This is a genomic window from Pseudomonas svalbardensis (assembly GCF_030053115.1).
Taxonomy (GTDB): domain Bacteria; phylum Pseudomonadota; class Gammaproteobacteria; order Pseudomonadales; family Pseudomonadaceae; genus Aquipseudomonas; species Aquipseudomonas svalbardensis.
On record NZ_CP125619.1, the window covers coordinates 6,107,355 to 6,122,757 of the forward strand.

The 15,403-nt window shown below is 60.1% G+C and carries 15 protein-coding genes and 2 pseudogenes; 4 read left to right on the forward strand and 13 right to left on the reverse strand.

Annotation, left to right across the window (positions count from 1 at the left end; translation table 11 throughout):
- Positions 1-15 precede the first annotated feature (15 nt).
- Positions 16-588: a xanthine phosphoribosyltransferase gene (locus QFX16_RS28310; RefSeq protein WP_020799401.1), complete on the forward strand. Its 573-nt coding sequence runs from the start codon at positions 16-18 to the stop codon at positions 586-588.
- A gap of 126 nt (positions 589-714) precedes the next feature.
- Here QFX16_RS28310 and QFX16_RS28315 read toward each other — a convergent pair whose 3' ends face one another.
- From QFX16_RS28315 to dadA, 6 genes are all read right to left on the reverse strand, one after another.
- Complete coding sequence (locus QFX16_RS28315; protein ID WP_283182172.1) at positions 715-2,637, reverse strand: acetyl-CoA hydrolase/transferase C-terminal domain-containing protein; 1,923 nt, start codon at positions 2,635-2,637, stop codon at positions 715-717.
- A gap of 135 nt (positions 2,638-2,772) precedes the next feature.
- Positions 2,773-3,198, reverse strand: a complete 426-nt coding sequence (locus tag QFX16_RS28320) for a c-type cytochrome (protein WP_095126930.1) — start codon at positions 3,196-3,198, stop codon at positions 2,773-2,775.
- A gap of 169 nt (positions 3,199-3,367) precedes the next feature.
- A complete protein-coding gene (locus QFX16_RS28325) occupies positions 3,368-3,916 on the reverse strand; it encodes a cupin domain-containing protein (protein WP_008150195.1) in 549 nt (182 codons plus the stop codon).
- A gap of 127 nt (positions 3,917-4,043) precedes the next feature.
- Positions 4,044-5,117 carry an alanine racemase gene (gene alr / locus QFX16_RS28330; RefSeq protein WP_283182173.1) on the reverse strand — a complete coding sequence of 358 codons (1,074 nt, stop codon included), beginning with the start codon at positions 5,115-5,117 and terminating at the stop codon, positions 4,044-4,046.
- 96 nt (positions 5,118-5,213) lie between these two features.
- Positions 5,214-5,567, reverse strand: coding sequence for a RidA family protein (locus QFX16_RS28335; RefSeq protein WP_008150191.1), 354 nt, complete (start codon positions 5,565-5,567; stop codon positions 5,214-5,216).
- On the reverse strand, positions 5,539-6,843 hold the full coding sequence (gene dadA / locus QFX16_RS28340) for a D-amino acid dehydrogenase (RefSeq protein WP_074880408.1): 1,305 nt from the start codon (positions 6,841-6,843) through the stop codon (positions 5,539-5,541). The genes QFX16_RS28335 and dadA overlap by 29 nt, the downstream gene beginning before the upstream one ends.
- Positions 6,844-7,000: 157 nt before the next feature.
- On the opposite strand from dadA, the gene QFX16_RS28345 reads away from it, so the two are divergent.
- The gene (locus QFX16_RS28345; protein ID WP_003206849.1) at positions 7,001-7,489 is read left to right on the forward strand and encodes an Lrp/AsnC ligand binding domain-containing protein; all 489 of its coding nucleotides are present in this window, start codon (positions 7,001-7,003) and stop codon (positions 7,487-7,489) included.
- Between the two features lie 8 nt (positions 7,490-7,497).
- Here the strand turns inward: QFX16_RS28345 and QFX16_RS28350 are convergent, their stop codons facing one another.
- On the reverse strand, positions 7,498-7,851 hold the full coding sequence (locus QFX16_RS28350; RefSeq protein ID WP_007947437.1) for a YkgJ family cysteine cluster protein: 354 nt from the start codon (positions 7,849-7,851) through the stop codon (positions 7,498-7,500).
- Positions 7,852-7,998: 147 nt separating this feature from the next.
- Between QFX16_RS28350 and QFX16_RS28355 the strand changes: the two genes are divergently transcribed.
- Positions 7,999-9,312: an NAD(P)/FAD-dependent oxidoreductase gene (locus QFX16_RS28355; protein ID WP_283182174.1), complete on the forward strand. Its 1,314-nt coding sequence runs from the start codon at positions 7,999-8,001 to the stop codon at positions 9,310-9,312.
- Positions 9,313-9,495: 183 nt separating this feature from the next.
- On the opposite strand, the gene QFX16_RS28360 is transcribed toward QFX16_RS28355, so the two are convergent.
- Positions 9,496-9,741, reverse strand: coding sequence for a DUF1127 domain-containing protein (locus QFX16_RS28360; protein ID WP_283182175.1), 246 nt, complete (start codon positions 9,739-9,741; stop codon positions 9,496-9,498).
- Positions 9,742-9,920: 179 nt separating this feature from the next.
- Here QFX16_RS28360 and QFX16_RS28365 point away from each other — a divergent pair, with 179 nt between their 5' ends.
- On the forward strand, positions 9,921-11,348 hold the full coding sequence (locus QFX16_RS28365; protein WP_283182176.1) for an aminotransferase-like domain-containing protein: 1,428 nt from the start codon (positions 9,921-9,923) through the stop codon (positions 11,346-11,348).
- Between the two features lie 7 nt (positions 11,349-11,355).
- Here the strand turns inward: QFX16_RS28365 and QFX16_RS28370 are convergent, their stop codons facing one another.
- The 5 genes and pseudogenes from QFX16_RS28370 to QFX16_RS28390 all read right to left on the reverse strand — a co-directional run bounded on the left by QFX16_RS28370 (position 11,356) and on the right by QFX16_RS28390 (position 15,308).
- Positions 11,356-11,604, reverse strand: a complete 249-nt coding sequence (locus QFX16_RS28370; RefSeq protein ID WP_283184652.1) for a FimD/PapC C-terminal domain-containing protein — start codon at positions 11,602-11,604, stop codon at positions 11,356-11,358.
- 84 nt (positions 11,605-11,688) lie between these two features.
- Positions 11,689-11,829, reverse strand: a pseudogene (locus QFX16_RS28375) (hypothetical protein); the annotation flags it as partial.
- Between the two features lie 55 nt (positions 11,830-11,884).
- Positions 11,885-13,729, reverse strand: a pseudogene (locus QFX16_RS28380) (fimbria/pilus outer membrane usher protein); the annotation flags it as partial.
- A 47-nt stretch (positions 13,730-13,776) separates the two neighbouring features.
- Positions 13,777-14,481 (reverse strand): fimbria/pilus chaperone family protein, encoded by a 705-nt coding sequence (locus QFX16_RS28385; protein ID WP_283182177.1) that lies wholly within the window; start codon positions 14,479-14,481, stop codon positions 13,777-13,779.
- Positions 14,482-14,657: 176 nt separating this feature from the next.
- Positions 14,658-15,308 carry a DUF1120 domain-containing protein gene (locus tag QFX16_RS28390; RefSeq protein ID WP_283182178.1) on the reverse strand — a complete coding sequence of 217 codons (651 nt, stop codon included), beginning with the start codon at positions 15,306-15,308 and terminating at the stop codon, positions 14,658-14,660.
- Positions 15,309-15,403 lie beyond the last annotated feature (95 nt).

The window sequence follows — 15,403 nt, forward strand, 5'->3', positions numbered from 1 at the left end:
AAAGAGGAAAGCTTCATGGAAGCACTGCACAAGAAAATTCGCGAAGAAGGCATCGTGCTTTCCGACCAGGTCCTGAAAGTCGACGCCTTTCTGAACCACCAGATCGACCCGGCCCTGATGAAGCTGATCGGCGACGAATTCGCCACGCTGTTCAAGGATTCGGGCATCACCAAGATCGTCACCATCGAAGCCTCGGGTATTGCTCCGGCAATCATGACCGGTCTGAACCTCGGAGTACCGGTGATTTTTGCGCGCAAGCATCAATCCCTGACCCTGACCGAAAACCTGCTGTCGGCGACCGTTTACTCGTTCACCAAGCAGACCGAAAGCACCGTGGCGATTTCCCCGCGCCACCTGACCAGCAGCGACCGCGTGCTGATCATCGATGACTTTTTGGCCAACGGTAAGGCGTCGCAAGCGCTGATCTCGATCATCAAACAGGCCGGCGCTACCGTCGCGGGTCTGGGTATCGTGATCGAGAAGTCGTTCCAGGGCGGCCGCGCGGAACTGGATGCTCAGGGTTATCGCGTTGAATCCCTGGCTCGCGTTCAGTCGCTGGCTGGCGGCGTCGTAACCTTCATCGAATAACGCCACACTGCACATCCCTGTGGGAGCGAGCCTGCTCGCGATGAGGCCATAACATTCAACATCATTGTTGGCTGTTACACCGCCATCGCGAGCAGGCTCGCTCCCACAGTTGATTTCGGCTGGCTGTTACTGTGCGGTGGCCTTCAGGCCGGTGAGCAATAGCCGCTGAAACAAATCCTCTTTCAGCCCTTCCGGTTTCGTCAGCTGCATCCGTTCCAGATGTTCGGGAAACGATGATGGTTCTGGTGCATCAAGCGCTGCCTTGCCCAGTTCCAGAATCTCCGTGAGCTTGAACTTGCTCTTCAACCAGTTCAGCGCCCGCAATAGATCTTTCTCCTCAGCGGTGAAATCACACCCCAACGGATACTCCGGAAACAACTGCGGATGCCGCGCCTGAATGGCCTGCAAGCGCTGCGGACTGTTGTCGGAAAACCGTGGATCAATACGGAAATTCTTCGGCAACTTGCCAACGGCCTGAGCCTGCTCGATCAACCCCGGCTGGAAACGTGAGTCACTGATGTTCAGCAACGCCTCGATCACCGCCGCATCGGTCTTGCCCCGCAGATCGGCGATACCGTACTCGGTGACCGCGATGTCTCGCAGGTGTCGCGGGATCGTGCAATGGCCGTACTCCCACACGATGTTCGAACTGACCTCACCGCCCGACTCGCGCCAGCTGCGCAGGAGCAGCACCGAACGCGCGCCTTCCAGCGCATGACCCTGGGCGACGAAGTTGTATTGCCCACCGACACCGCTGAGTACTCGCCCGTCTTCGAGCTGATCGGCCACGCCTGCACCCAGCAAGGTCATGGTGAACACAGTGTTGATGAAGCGTGCATCGAGGCGCTGCAAGCGTTTGAGTTCTTCCTGACCGTAGAGCTCGTTGATGTAGCTGATGCGGGTCATATTGAATTCGAGCCGCTTGCTTTGCGGCAACTCGCGCAGGCGCTCATAGAAACTGCGCGGCCCAAGGAAGAAACCGCCATGCACCGAGATGCCGTCAGTCTGCGCGGCTTCGTCCAGCGTGCCGGCATTCGCTTGTTGCTGGGTCGGCACATCGGGGTAGACCTTGCGCCGCACAATCCCGGCGTCGGCCAGCACCAGCAAACCGTTGACGAGCATTTCGCTGCAACCGTACAAACCCTTGGCGAACGGTTCGACGCCACCTTCGCGGTCGATCAACTGCGCCCACTGACTCAGATTCACCTCCGCCAGCAACGCCTTGTAACCGTCATTGTCGGCCTGCCGTGCCAGCAGCGCAGCGGTCAGGGCATCACCCATGGCGCCGATGCCGATCTGCAAGGTGCCGCCGTCGCGCACCAGCGTGCTGGCGTGCAGCCCGATGAAGTGATCCTGAAAACCCACCGGCATGTTCGGCGTGGAGAACAGCGTGGTGCTGTCCTTCTCGTCGATCAGCAGGTCGAAAACGTCCATGCCGACTTCCGCGTCCCCCGGCATGTACGGCAAATCGTTGTGCACTTGGCCCACCAGTAGGATCGTCTCTCCCGCCGTCCTACGCTTGGCGATCATCGGGAACAGGTCGAGGGTGATGTCCGGGTTGCAGCTCAGGCTCAGGCGGTCGGGATGCTCGCTGTGGCTCGCCACCAATTGCGCCACCAGGTTCAATCCGGCGGCGTTGATGTCTCGAGCGGCGTGGCTGTAATTGCTGCTGACGTAATCCTGCTGGGCCTGTGCGCTGTGAAGCAGGCTGCCGGGCTGCATGAAGAATTGCTGAACATGGATGTTGGTGGGCAGGCTGTCGCGATGCAGGTCGGCCAGGAAATCCAGTTCCGGATAATCGCCGAAAACCCGCTCGATGAAGGGTTCAAGGAAGCGCTTTTGCAAGCCGTCGCCCAAGGAAGGGCGGCCCAGGCACAGCGCGGTGTAGATCGTCAGCTGCCGCTCGGGCAACTGCGCGATGCGTTGAAACAGCGCGTTGACAAAGTGGTTGGGTTTGCCCAGACCGAGGGGCAGGCCCATGTGGATATGCGCCGGCAACCGTGCCAAGACGTCATCGACCGCTTGCTCGATAGAACACAGCTGTACCATCTGATCCTCCCTTACATTCCGTGAATTGGGGTTGGAACGAGCTTGCCGGGTCTTTGCTGCAATGAACAGTCTCAGGCGTAAATCGCAGGCACAAAAAAACCGCTCGAAAGCGGTTTTTTTGATGAAGATGAAGGCTTATTTCAGGCCGGACATCTTCTGGATGGCGCCCTTGAGATCGCCATCAGAGCAATCGGCGCAGGTGCCTTTCGGTGGCATCGCGTTGACGCCGGAGATTGCTTTCGCCAGCAAGCCGTCAAGGCCGCCTTCTTTCTTGGCGCGCTCGCCCCAGGCTGCAGCATCACCGACTTTCGGTGCGCCCAACAAGCCGGTGCCGTGGCAAGCGTTGCAATGTTTTGCAATCACTGAGTCAGGAGTTTTGGCATCACCACCACCCGCAGAAGCAGCGACTTCCATCCCCTTGCACTCTTTACCCTGAACGCAAACCTGGCCAACTGGCTCAAGGCGTTTAGCAATATCGTCGTTGGTCGCAGCTTGTGCGCTGACTGCCCAAAGGGCCAATACGGTTGCTGGTACGGCCAGCATTTTCATAATTAGATTCACGCGTTCACCCTCAATGGTGGCTAGTCACGCCCACGGCCACGGTTCGCAGGCGGGCGCAAGTATAACGGTAAGCCCGCCACACTGAAACAACCCTAAAGTCGAAGGGGTCTTATGCGTGGCGGAAAAGCAACTCGGGCACCTCCGCAATACTGGCGGGACGCCTCTTTTCTTAGAAATTCGCTGGAGTAGCTGCGCTGATTAGTCGCGCTGGCGCATCGAACGGATTACGGAAACGGTGCGGTTTAGTACTTTCAAAGTAGTAGCTGTCGCCGGCTTCGAGCACAAAAGTTTCAAGCCCCACCACCAGTTCAAGTCGACCTTCGAGCAAAATCCCGGTTTCCTCGCCCTCATGGGTGAGCATCTCGTCACCGGTGTCGGCGCCTGGCGGGTAGATTTCGTTGAGGAACGCGATGGCCCGGCTCGGATGAGCCCTGCCGACCAGTTTCATGGTCACTGCGCCATCGGAAATATCAATCAGCTCGTTGGCTTTGTAGACGATCTGAGTCGGTTTTTCCTGCAGGATCTCTTCGGAAAAGAACTCGACCATGGACATGGGAATCCCGCCCAGTACCTTCCTCAGCGAACTGATCGAGGGGCTGACACTGTTCTTCTCGATCATCGAAATGGTGCTGTTGGTGACGCCCGCGCGTTTGGCGAGTTCACGCTGGGAAAGTCCTTTGAGCTTACGGATGGATTGCAGTCGTTCACCGACGTCCAATGCTGGAGCCTCCAGGGATTCAGGTTGTTGGAATATTGAGCGATATCATGGCGACAGCGTTCAGTATTTACAACACTTGGACCTGAATCCTGTTCGGTGAAGCGACTTTCGGTCGGGGCGCTATGGCCTAAGCCCCGGAATAGAGCATTGGCACCCGACGCAGGTTGCAGAATATCTGGTAAGGAATCGTGCCCGCGGCCGCGGCCACGTCACTGGCGAGGATATTTTTGCCCCACAACTCGACGGTAGAACCGAGGCCGGCTTGCGGCACATCGGTCAGGTCGATGCAGAGCATGTCCATCGACACCCGGCCAATCAATTGGCTGCGCTGCCCGGCAACCATCACGGGCGTACCGGTCGGCGCCTGACGTGGGTAGCCATCGGCGTAACCCATGGCCACCACGCCCACGCGCATTGGTTTCTGGGTGATGAATTTGGCGCCGTAACCGATAGGCTCGCCGGCCGGCAGTTCACGCACGCAAATCACTTTCGATGCGAGGGTCATCACCGGTTGCAGGCGGGACGCCACGGCATTGGCTTCTTCAAACGGAGTTGCGCCGTAGAGCATGATGCCCGGGCGAACCCAATCACTCGGAATCTGTGGCCAACCAAGCACTGCCGGCGAGTTACGCAGGCTGACCTCAGCCGACAAGCCCTGACGCGCCGCTTCAAACACGGCAACCTGCTCGGCACTGGCCTGACTGTGCAGCTCATCGGCCCGGGCGAAGTGGCTCATCAGAACAATCTTCGCCACCTTGCCGCTGGCCAGCAGCCGTTGATAGGCCGCCTGATAATCCTTTGGATGCAAGCCAACCCGATGCATGCCCGAATCGAGCTTGAGCCAGACCGTGATCGGCTTGCTCAGTGCCGCGTGCTCGATGGCTTCGAGCTGCCACAGCGAATGCACCACACACCAAAAGTCATGCTCGACGATCAGCGATAGCTCATCGGCCTCGAAAAAACCTTCCAGCAACAACACCGGCGCACGAATGCCCGCGGCTCGAAGCTCCAACGCTTCTTCGATGCAAGCCACGGCAAACCCGTCCGCCTCGGCTTCCAGCGCCTGGGCGCAACGCACCGCGCCATGACCGTAGGCATCGGCCTTGATCACCGCGAGGGCCTTGGCCCCCGTGACTTCACGGGCGATTTGGTAGTTGTGACGCAGGGCTTGAAGGTCGATCAGGGCACGGGCTGGACGCATGGCGGCAGACTTCTAGGCGGTCATGGGAAGAAAAACCGGCGCTGGCTGACGGCGTGAACCGCCAGTAGCACCGGGAGAGGGATCTTTCTGACGGGTTTATGGCAGAGCGGCGACAACCGACAGCTCAACCAGGATTTCCGGTTCGCACAACTTCGATTCAACGGTGGCACGGGCCGGTGCGACGCCTTTTGGCAGCCACTTGTCCCAGACCGCGTTCATGCCTTCAAAGTGTGCATCAATGTCTTTCAAGTAAATCGTCACCGACAGCAAACGGCTCTTGTCGGTCCCGGCCAGATCCAGCAAACGCTCGATGTTGGCAAGCGTTTCACGGGTCTGCTGTTCAATCCCGGCGTTCATATCGTCGCCGACCTGCCCTGCCAGATACACGGTACCGCTGTGGACTACGATCTGGCTCATGCGCTCATTGGTGAGCTGGCGCTGGATTGACATGTTTTGCAGACTCCTGAAGTTTTTTTCCATAACGGGAAATATCGAGGCCTTCGGCGCTGATTTGCGGCGTTTTCTTCGCCATCAGGTCAGCCAGCAAGCGACCGGAACCGCATGCCATGGTCCAGCCGAGCGTGCCATGACCCGTGTTCAAAAACAGATTGCTGAACGGCGTAGCACCCACGATCGGCGTGCCGTCAGGGGTGGTCGGACGCAGACCGGTCCAGAAACTCGCCTGGGCCAGATCGCCGCCCTGAGGATAGAGGTCGTTGACGATCATCTCCAGGGTTTCACGCCGACGCGGGTTCAGCGACAGGTCAAAACCGGCTATTTCAGCCATGCCACCGACGCGGATGCGGTTGTCGAAACGGGTAATCGCGACCTTGTAGGTCTCGTCGAGAATAGTCGAAGTCGGGGCCATCGCCGGGTTGGTGATCGGCACAGTCAAGGAATAACCCTTGAGCGGATACACCGGCGCCTTGATGCCCAGCGGCTTGAGCAATTGCGGCGAGTAACTGCCCAGCGCCAGCACGTAGCGGTCAGCGGTTTCCAGCTTGCCGTCGATCCAGACACCGTTGATGCGATCACCGGCGTAGTCGAGGCGCTGAATGTCCTGGTCGAAGCGGAATTCCACACCCAGTTTGGTAGCCATTTCGACCAGGCGGGTGGTGAACATCTGGCAATCGCCGGTCTGGTCGTTCGGCAGGCGCAGGGCACCGGCGAGGATGTCGGTGACGCTGGCCAGCGCCGGCTCAACGCGGGCAATGCCGGCGCGGTCGAGCAGTTCGAACGGCACGCCGGACTCTTTCAGCACGGCAATGTCTTTCCACGCGCCATCAAGTTGAGCCTGGGTGCGGAACAATTGGGTAGTACCGAGGCTGCGGCCTTCGTAGGCAATGCCGGTTTCAGCGCGCAATTCGTCGAGGCAGTCACGGCTGTACTCGGACAGGCGGACCATGCGCTCCTTGTTCACTGCATACCGGCTGGCGGTGCAGTTACGCAGCATCTGCGCCATCCACAGGTATTGGTCGATGTCGGCGGTGGCCTTGATCGCCAGCGGTGCGTGCCGCTGCAACAGCCACTTGATGGCTTTAAGCGGAACACCCGGCGCAGCCCACGGCGAGGCATAACCCGGCGACACCTGCCCGGCGTTGGCGAAACTGGTCTCCATGGCAGCGGCCGGCTGACGGTCCACGACCACCACTTCAAACCCGGCACGCGCCAGATAGTAAGCACTGGTGGTACCGATGACGCCGCTACCCAAGACCATAACGCGCATTTTCATATCCCTCATCGCGGCTTGCCGCTGACGTTCGTAGTTGTCGAGCATTGATGTGCGCAGTTTAAAAAAGATTAGGCAGTGCTTTTCACTATATAAGTGCCTATATTTGGCGAGAATTCTCGGCAAAAACGCTTTTCACGGAGGCGCATCCCCTATGCGTACCAACACTCAGACCAAACGTGAGCTGGACAAGATCGACCGCAACATCCTGCGGATCCTGCAAGCGGACGGACGCATCTCCTTCACCGAGCTGGGGGAAAAGGTCGGGCTCTCGACCACGCCGTGTACCGAGCGGGTCCGGCGGCTGGAGCGCGAAGGGATCATCATGGGCTACAACGCCCGGCTCAATCCGCAGCACCTCAAGGGTAGTCTTCTGGTATTCGTCGAGATCAGCCTCGACTACAAATCCGGCGATACTTTCGAAGAGTTCCGACGCGCGGTCCTGAAGCTTCCCCACGTGCTGGAGTGCCATTTGGTGTCAGGGGATTTCGACTATCTGGTGAAAGCGCGGATTTCCGAGATGGCCTCGTACCGCAAACTGCTGGGCGACATCCTGCTCAAGCTGCCGCATGTGCGCGAATCCAAGAGCTATATCGTGATGGAAGAGGTGAAAGAAAGCCTGAATCTGCCGATTCCGGATTGAGCCCACGATCAAACCAGGACTTGTCGAGTGCTGGCCATGTACTCATGAATCTGCTTCTCGACCCGCGGATGAATCAGCTCCACCGGCCCCCGCCCATTCGGGCACGGCAAGGTCTTGGTGGTGCCGAACAACCGACAGATCAATGGCCGCTCGTCATACACAGTGCAGCCGTTGGGTCCGAGGTGAACGCAATTGAGCTCATCCATCGCAGCGTCCTGCTCGGCCCGGGTCTTGCGCGGCAGGCGGGACATTTCTTCCGGTGAGGTGGTCACCGGCCCACAGCAGTCATGGCAGCCGGGCACGCATTCGAACGAGGGAATTTGCTGCCGTAGCGTGCGAATTTTCTGACTGTTGCAGCTCATCGAAGCGGTAACCAAAAGCGGAATAGAGCGGGATTCTGCCGCAAAAGCCCCGATCCAGACAGCACCAACCGACCAGTGTTGCCCGTGTTCGAAGGTCCGGCTTATGCTCCGTAAAATTTTCTAAACACAAGAATCAGGAACACGCACATGAATGCCCGTGCTCAGCAACCTGCCCAGAACCACCAGCACCCTGCTTCTTACTACGCCGCCAGCAGCCTGCCGCAGCCCGATCATCCGGTGCTCACTGGCGACCTGGTGGCTGACGTGTGCGTGGTCGGTGGCGGGTTCTCCGGGTTGAATACGGCGCTCGAACTGGCCGAACGCGGCTTTAGTGTGATCTTGCTCGAAGCCCACAAAATCGGTTGGGGCGCCAGCGGACGCAATGGCGGGCAGTTGATTCGTGGCGTCGGCCATGGCCTCGATCAGTTCGCTAACGTGGTCGGTGCGGACGGCGTGCGTCAGATGAAACTCATGGGCCTGGAAGCGGTGGAAATCGTCCGACAGCGGGTCGAACGTTTTCAGATCCCTTGCGACCTCACATGGGGCTACTGCGATCTGGCCAACAAACCCCGAGACCTCGAAGGTTTTGCCGAAGACGCCGAAGAGCTGCGCAGCCTCGGTTACCGTTACGAAACCCGGCTGCTGCAAGCCAGCGAAATGCACTCAGTCGTAGGATCCGACCGCTACGTCGGCGGATTGATCGACATGGGCTCGGGGCATCTACACCCGCTGAACCTGGCACTGGGCGAAGCGGCGGCCGCCCAGCAGTTGGGGGTGAAGCTGTTCGAACAATCGGCAGTCACCCGCATCGATTATGGCCCCGAGGTCAAGGTCTACACCGCCCAAGGTTCGGTCCGCGCCAAGACGCTGGTGCTGGGCTGCAACGCCTACCTCAATGAACTTAATCCCGAACTCAGCGGCAAGGTGCTACCCGCCGGCAGCTACATCATCGCCACCGAACCCTTGAGTGAAGCGCTGGCACACTCGCTACTGCCGCAGAACATGGCGGTCTGCGATCAACGGGTGGCACTGGATTACTATCGGCTCTCGGCGGACCGACGCTTGCTGTTTGGCGGCGCCTGTCACTATTCAGGTCGCGACCCGAAGGACATCGCCGCCTACATGCGGCCGAAGATGCTGGAGGTTTTCCCGCAACTGGCCGGTGTGAAGATCGACTATCAATGGGGCGGGATGATCGGCATCGGCGCCAACCGTCTGCCGCAGATCGGCCGGCTCAAGGATCAGGCGAATGTGTATTACGCCCAGGCTTATTCCGGTCATGGCGTGAATGCCACGCACCTCGCGGGGATGTTGTTGGCTGAGGCTATCAGTGGTCAGCAGAGTGGAGGGTTCGATCTGTTTGCCAAGGTGCCGCATATCACGTTCCCTGGCGGTAAGCATTTGCGCTCGCCTTTGTTGGCGTTGGGGATGTTGTGGCATCGGCTTAAAGAGTTGGTCTGAACCTGATTCAGCGACATGTCCGCCCTTGTAGCAGCTGACGAGCACCGCGAGGCAGCGTTCGGCGACGAAGCCGTCGCAAATCCTGCAACCGCGCTCTTTCAGGCAAACCGCGGCGCCTGATTTACGACGGCTGCGCAGTCGGACGCAGCCTTCGGCAGCTGCTACAAGGGATCGCATTTCATCTCACAGACGCCAGAACGGCTTCAAGCCCTCCTCCCGCGCCAGCTCCCGACTCAGCCCCACATCCCTCAGCTGCTCGGGCGTGAGCTCCAGCAACAGCTTGCGCGTGTGCAGACGATGCCAGAACAGGCCCCAGCGACTTAGGCCGGACGGTGCGTTGCGCATGACCGCCTCGCGTGCGCCGTTGTTTTGCCCTGCCGCCAGTTCCTGACTGTGTAACGTCAGCCGCACATCGCTCAAGCCGTTCATTTTGATTGCTCCTGTTTACTTGGGTAGCCAGAGCTTTCATGATGCGTCGATGGCAAAAAGCATTACAGATTCAACAGGACTGTATTAACTCCATACAGATTTTGCGTTTCAGCGTCTGAATCCTATATTTTCGACCCATCTGTACTGGTTAACCGAATCACCCACACCGAGACTGCGCCATGACCCTTTACGTCAACCTCGCCGAACTGCTCGGCACGCGTATCGAACAGGGCTTCTATCGCCCCGGTGACCGGCTGCCATCGGTGCGGGCGTTGAGTGTTGAACACGGCGTCAGCCTGAGCACGGTGCAGCAGGCCTATCGCGTGCTGGAAGACAGCGGCATGGCGACACCCAAACCCAAGTCAGGCTACTTCGTACCGGTGGGCCGCGAACTGCCGGAACTCCCGGCCATTGGCCGCCCGGCACAGCGGCCGGTGGATATTTCCCAGTGGGATCAGGTGCTGGAACTCATTCGTGCCGTCCCGCGCAAAGATGTCGTGCAACTGGGGCGCGGCATGCCGGACATCACCACGCCGACTATGAAACCGCTGCTGCGCAACCTGGCGCGAATCAGCCGGCGGCAGGACATGCCCGGCCTGTATTACGACAACATCTACGGCACCCTCGAACTGCGCGAACAGATTGCCCGCCTGCTGCTCGATTCCGGCTGCCAGTTGAGCGCCAACGATCTGGTGATCACCACCGGTTGTCACGAAGCGCTGTCCACCAGCATCCGCTCCATCTGCGAACCGGGTGACATTGTCGCCGTGGATTCGCCAAGCTTTCACGGCGCCATGCAGACCCTCAAGGGCCTGGGCATGAAAGCCCTGGAAATACCCACCGACCCGCTCACCGGGATCAGCCTCGATGCTCTCGAACTGGCCCTGGAACAATGGCCGATCAAAGCCATACAGTTGACTCCCAACTGCAACAACCCGCTGGGCTACATCATGCCGGAGTCGCGCAAACGCGCGTTGTTGACACTCGCACAGCGCTTCGACGTGGCGATCATCGAGGACGATGTGTATGGCGAACTGGCCTACACCTACCCGCGCCCGCGCACGATCAAATCCTTCGACGAAGATGGCCGCGTCCTGCTGTGCAGTTCCTTTTCCAAGACCCTGGCGCCGGGGCTGCGTATTGGCTGGGTGGCGCCGGGACGGTATCTGGAACGGGTGCTGCACATGAAGTACATCAGCACCGGCTCTACCGCGCCGCAACCGCAGATCGCGATTGCCGAATTTCTCAAGGCCGGACATTTCGAACCGCATTTGCGGCGGATGCGCACCCAATACCAACGCAATCGCGACGTGATGATCGATTGGGTCAGCCGCTATTTTCCGGTCGGTACCCGCGCCAGCCGTCCCCAGGGCAGCTTCATGCTCTGGGTCGAGCTACCGGAGGGTTTCGACACCCTGAAACTGAATCGTGCGCTGCACGATCAAGGCGTACAGATTGCCGTCGGCAGTATCTTTTCCGCCTCGGGCAAGTACCGCAATTGCTTGCGGATGAACTACGCTGCCAAGCCAACACCGCAAATTGAAGAAGCGGTACGCAAGGTCGGCGCCGCGGCGATCAAACTGCTGGCGGAGACGCCCACGGACTGAGGAAGGTCTACCCCGCCCGGCAAACCACCTCGACAGTTTCGTAAGGCATGGCCGATTCGGGAAGCCCGGCGGTGTCGAGCTCAAGATGACAGGGCCGATTATCCGGCAGCATCACTTGCAGTCGAACTTCGTCAGGCGCATCGGCCAGGTACACCAGGCCGGCGTCCACCACGCTGGTCAGGTACTCGCCCTGGTTGCCATGAACCGACGCGCCTTTGGGCACCCAGTCACCCTCGGCCGTACGCACATGCAGCATCAACCGGCGCACCGAACCCACGCTGAAGTCGAGTCGTGGTACTGCGCCACGTCCGGCTTCGACTTCTTGATAGCCGTTGAGCACGTCCAGGTGACGCGGCAGGCTGACGGTGTCGATTTCGATACGACTGGTCTGGTAGGCCGGCAGGCTCGCAGCCACCGCCCGCCCGCCGCCATCGGTCCAGACCGGGCCTTGGGGCGTGCTGACCTTGACCCCGGCAGGCATCGCCGACTTTGAGCAGGCCGAAGGTGTCAAGCAGCGGATAGGGTGACGGCGTCAGCCCTTCTTCGTGGATCGCTAGGCCGCCGCGTAGCGAGAGGTCGTAACTTCTGGCGCCAACTCCACTGCGCGAGTAACCGAGGTCAACGCTAGTGTAACGGGGCAAGGCATTGAGGCGCCCGTTGACGTCCGTCTGGCCATTGTCAGAACGGTCGGCACCGAGGCTGTAGCCCAGAGTATCGCTGATCTGTTCTGTATAACGGGCGCCAGTGCGCAGTCCGCTTCGCTCATCATGGCGCCCGTAGGTATTGAGGCTTCGGTTGCGCCCAAGGGGCAGACTGAGGCTGGCATAGAGGCCCGTGCCACGGGCGTCGTCACCGCTGTCGCGCTGCACACTCAACGACAGGTTTGCACCACTGAACACCCGTGACCACGAGGTGCTGACGCGCGAACGGTCCTGCCCGCCCCCCACGGCATACCGCGTTACCGATCCGGAAAACGCTCCCCATAGAGGGTTGGAATGGCTCAACGATGCACCCCACTGGCGCTCAGAGCGACTATCGATGTCATCGGCAACAAACGCCAGTCCGGTGTCGGCCATGTGTCGAAACCCTTGACTGCGCTGGCTCGCCGTCAGGGTGGCGGACAACCCGGGGCCCAATGCCGTGCTGAACGTGGCTTGCAGTTCTCGGCCCTGACCGCTTTGTGGCGCGCGCGAACTCAGCTGCTGGACACTCACCACCGACCTTCGCGTCAGCGCCTGCTGCACGCCCCAACCCAAGGATTGGTATTGACCAGCGCCCATCAACCCGCCACTTAACTGAGTGGCAGCCCCCCACTGCCAGTCCTTGCTCACGGCAAAGAATGACGGCGCATCGCGCTCATCCCCCTCAAAGCGTCGGACCTTGCCTGCCGCGACGCCATAACCCGGCAACGTCCCGACACTGAGGGGGCGTACGTTGACCGCCGGTACGCGGAAGTCGCGCTGTTCGCCGCTCTCTTCGAAAACGCTGACCTCAAGGTCCAGTCGATTGCTGAGCAACGGCAAGTCGCGCAGGGTGAACGGCCCACTGGGGACGAGGGTGGTGTAGATCACTACGCCGCTCTGGCGCACCTCGACCCGCGCCGGCGAATAGGCCAGCCCTTGCACCGCCGTCCCGCCCCCCAGGTCTTCGCCATTGCGGGACACGAGGGCCGTTTCCGGGAGGATCTGGAGGCCAGTGAACGCTTCCCCGGCAAACAGCGACGAACGCATGTTGAGTTGGCCCAGTTGCACGTTGGCCTGAAAACGCTCCCAGGTACGCGAGGCCTGGGTGTAAAGCGTTTCGAAACGCTCTACGTCCTGAAACGAGGTGTAGTTTTGCCGGCTGCGCACCACCCAGTCGCCCGCGTTGAAGCCCAGCTCGGTGCCAAGACTACGAAATTGGCTGGATTGCCCGGAGGCAGAACTGGTGAGCACCAGCGCGTCGTAGTTGAGCAACCCGGCCATACCGCCCGAGGCCCAGGTTCGCTGATGCGTCGTTGATGTGAGCAGCAGGTCAGTTGGCACCAACAGTTGCACGTGTTGTTTGCCCGGGTCGAGCTGTACCTGCACCCCCACCAGACCATCGATGTCCCGTAAACACTGCGCGCTGTCAGCGCTCGAGGGCAATCCCGATGGCGCGGCAATCCCGGCCTGATCAAGCAGATTCGAATCGAGGCACAACTGCCCGTCCGCATCGAAGGTCGCCACGACGTGTCCTGACGGTGCGCCATTGACCTGCAGCGCCACTCGATTGCGCCCTGCCGTAAAGCGTGGCGCTCGACCAAAGTGCTCGGCGACTTTCGGATCGATGCCACGCGCCTTGAGCACTGACTGGTCGAACTCGGTGAGTGCCTCACCCCAAGCGTTTTCCACCGCCAACATGACCAGGGCAAAGCCACCGGCCAGACTCCAACCGCAGCCGTGACTCACTACCGCAAACTCAGCGGCGCATCGTAGTTGCCGACAGCAAACCCGTAGGTTGTCGCAGGAAATAGCCGTACATGGGTGGCCAGGATCGACGGCGCACTGAGGCTCAGCATCTCTCCTGGCAGGATATAGGTGCGCCCCAGGTCCAGCGTTGCGCCACCGGGAATCAGGTTTACTGACCTGGCCAGCCGTACCACATAGGGACTGGGATTGCTGACCCGCACTTGATTGCCGACGCCCGTCCAGACCAACCGTTTCCAAGGCATGCGTTCTACCGGCAGATTGGCCGGACGCAGGATGACCGGGATGTTCTGCCGGACCCCCAGGCTGACGTGTGCATCACTCGTATTCTGCCGAGGCTTGATACCTTCCAGCACCACACGCTTGAGACGTTCGGTTTCCAGGGGTTTGGCGCTACGCAGGATGAATCGCACTTGCTGGCTCTGACCCGGTTCGACGCGCGCCACCGGCGGATTCAGCAACAACAGAGGCTCGTCGTCCTCGGCGATATGCTCGATGGAGCTGTACAGCAACGCCGGTTGGTCGTCGGAGTTCCTGACGTTCAGGGTTGCCTCACCCAACGCCTGGTCGACCACCACCACTGGCGTTTCGGGGATCATTCCGGCGGCATGCGTACTCGGATTCGTGAACGACAGGCACAAAGCGGCGCCGGCGCCGAGCACCTTGAAGGATTTAAAGGGGTACATGGAAGTCTCCAGAAGGCATCGAGCGACGCTGTTAAACACAGCGCCAGCCGATACCCGGTGATGCAATGACACCTATGGATGACGGTTTTTCAGGCGAGCCGCCACCCAGGTTCGCGCCAGGCGAACCCCGTCAATCAGGCAGGTTCAGAGCACAGTGACGCAGTGACTGCGTCGGCTCAGAGGTAATACAGGTCAAAGGTGACCGAACCATCGAGCAGGAACTCGTCGGTGGTCGGTGGCAGTTCGGAGGTGGCACGAATGGCCGCTGCCACTTTCATCGGAAAAGTGTGCAGACGGGCTGCGGCCGGGCCTGCCGTCGCACTCGGCCCCCAGGAGTAGGAGGTCGGCGCATTGGACATCAATCCACTGACCGGAACACGCCACACCGGGTTGGCCGGCGTACGCACCAGGAAAGCCTGCGGATTGCCGTCGGTCAGAGGCTGTCCAGTCAACAGACCGAAACCACCGATACCGACACCCTGCGTACTGCCCAAGCCGTAGTAAAGAGCGTCGCTGGTCCGGCCATTGAACGTCAGACCCGGCACCTTGGTGGCGCCACGGTTGTCGGTGACGGCGATTTCCACCGCAGCCGGCGCATCGCAAGCAATCTTCAGGGTGATATCCCGTGGCGGCAGATTGTTTTGCGCGGAAGGGCTCAAGGTGGCGGAAAAGATTCGGCCCAGATCAACATTGCTACCGCCGGCAAAGGCCGGAATGCACGATGTCGGGACGACCGTGCCGGAGACCGTCAGATCAATGTTGGCTGCCTGCACCGCCATAGGCGCCAGTGCAGCGGCCAAAACGCTTACCCAATAAAACTTCTTCATAATCACTTACCTGTGAGATAGCTGGAAACATGGACGCACGGGCTGCGCAAGAAAAAATCCGCTGCCTGCTACCGCATCCGATGCCCAGTCATCAT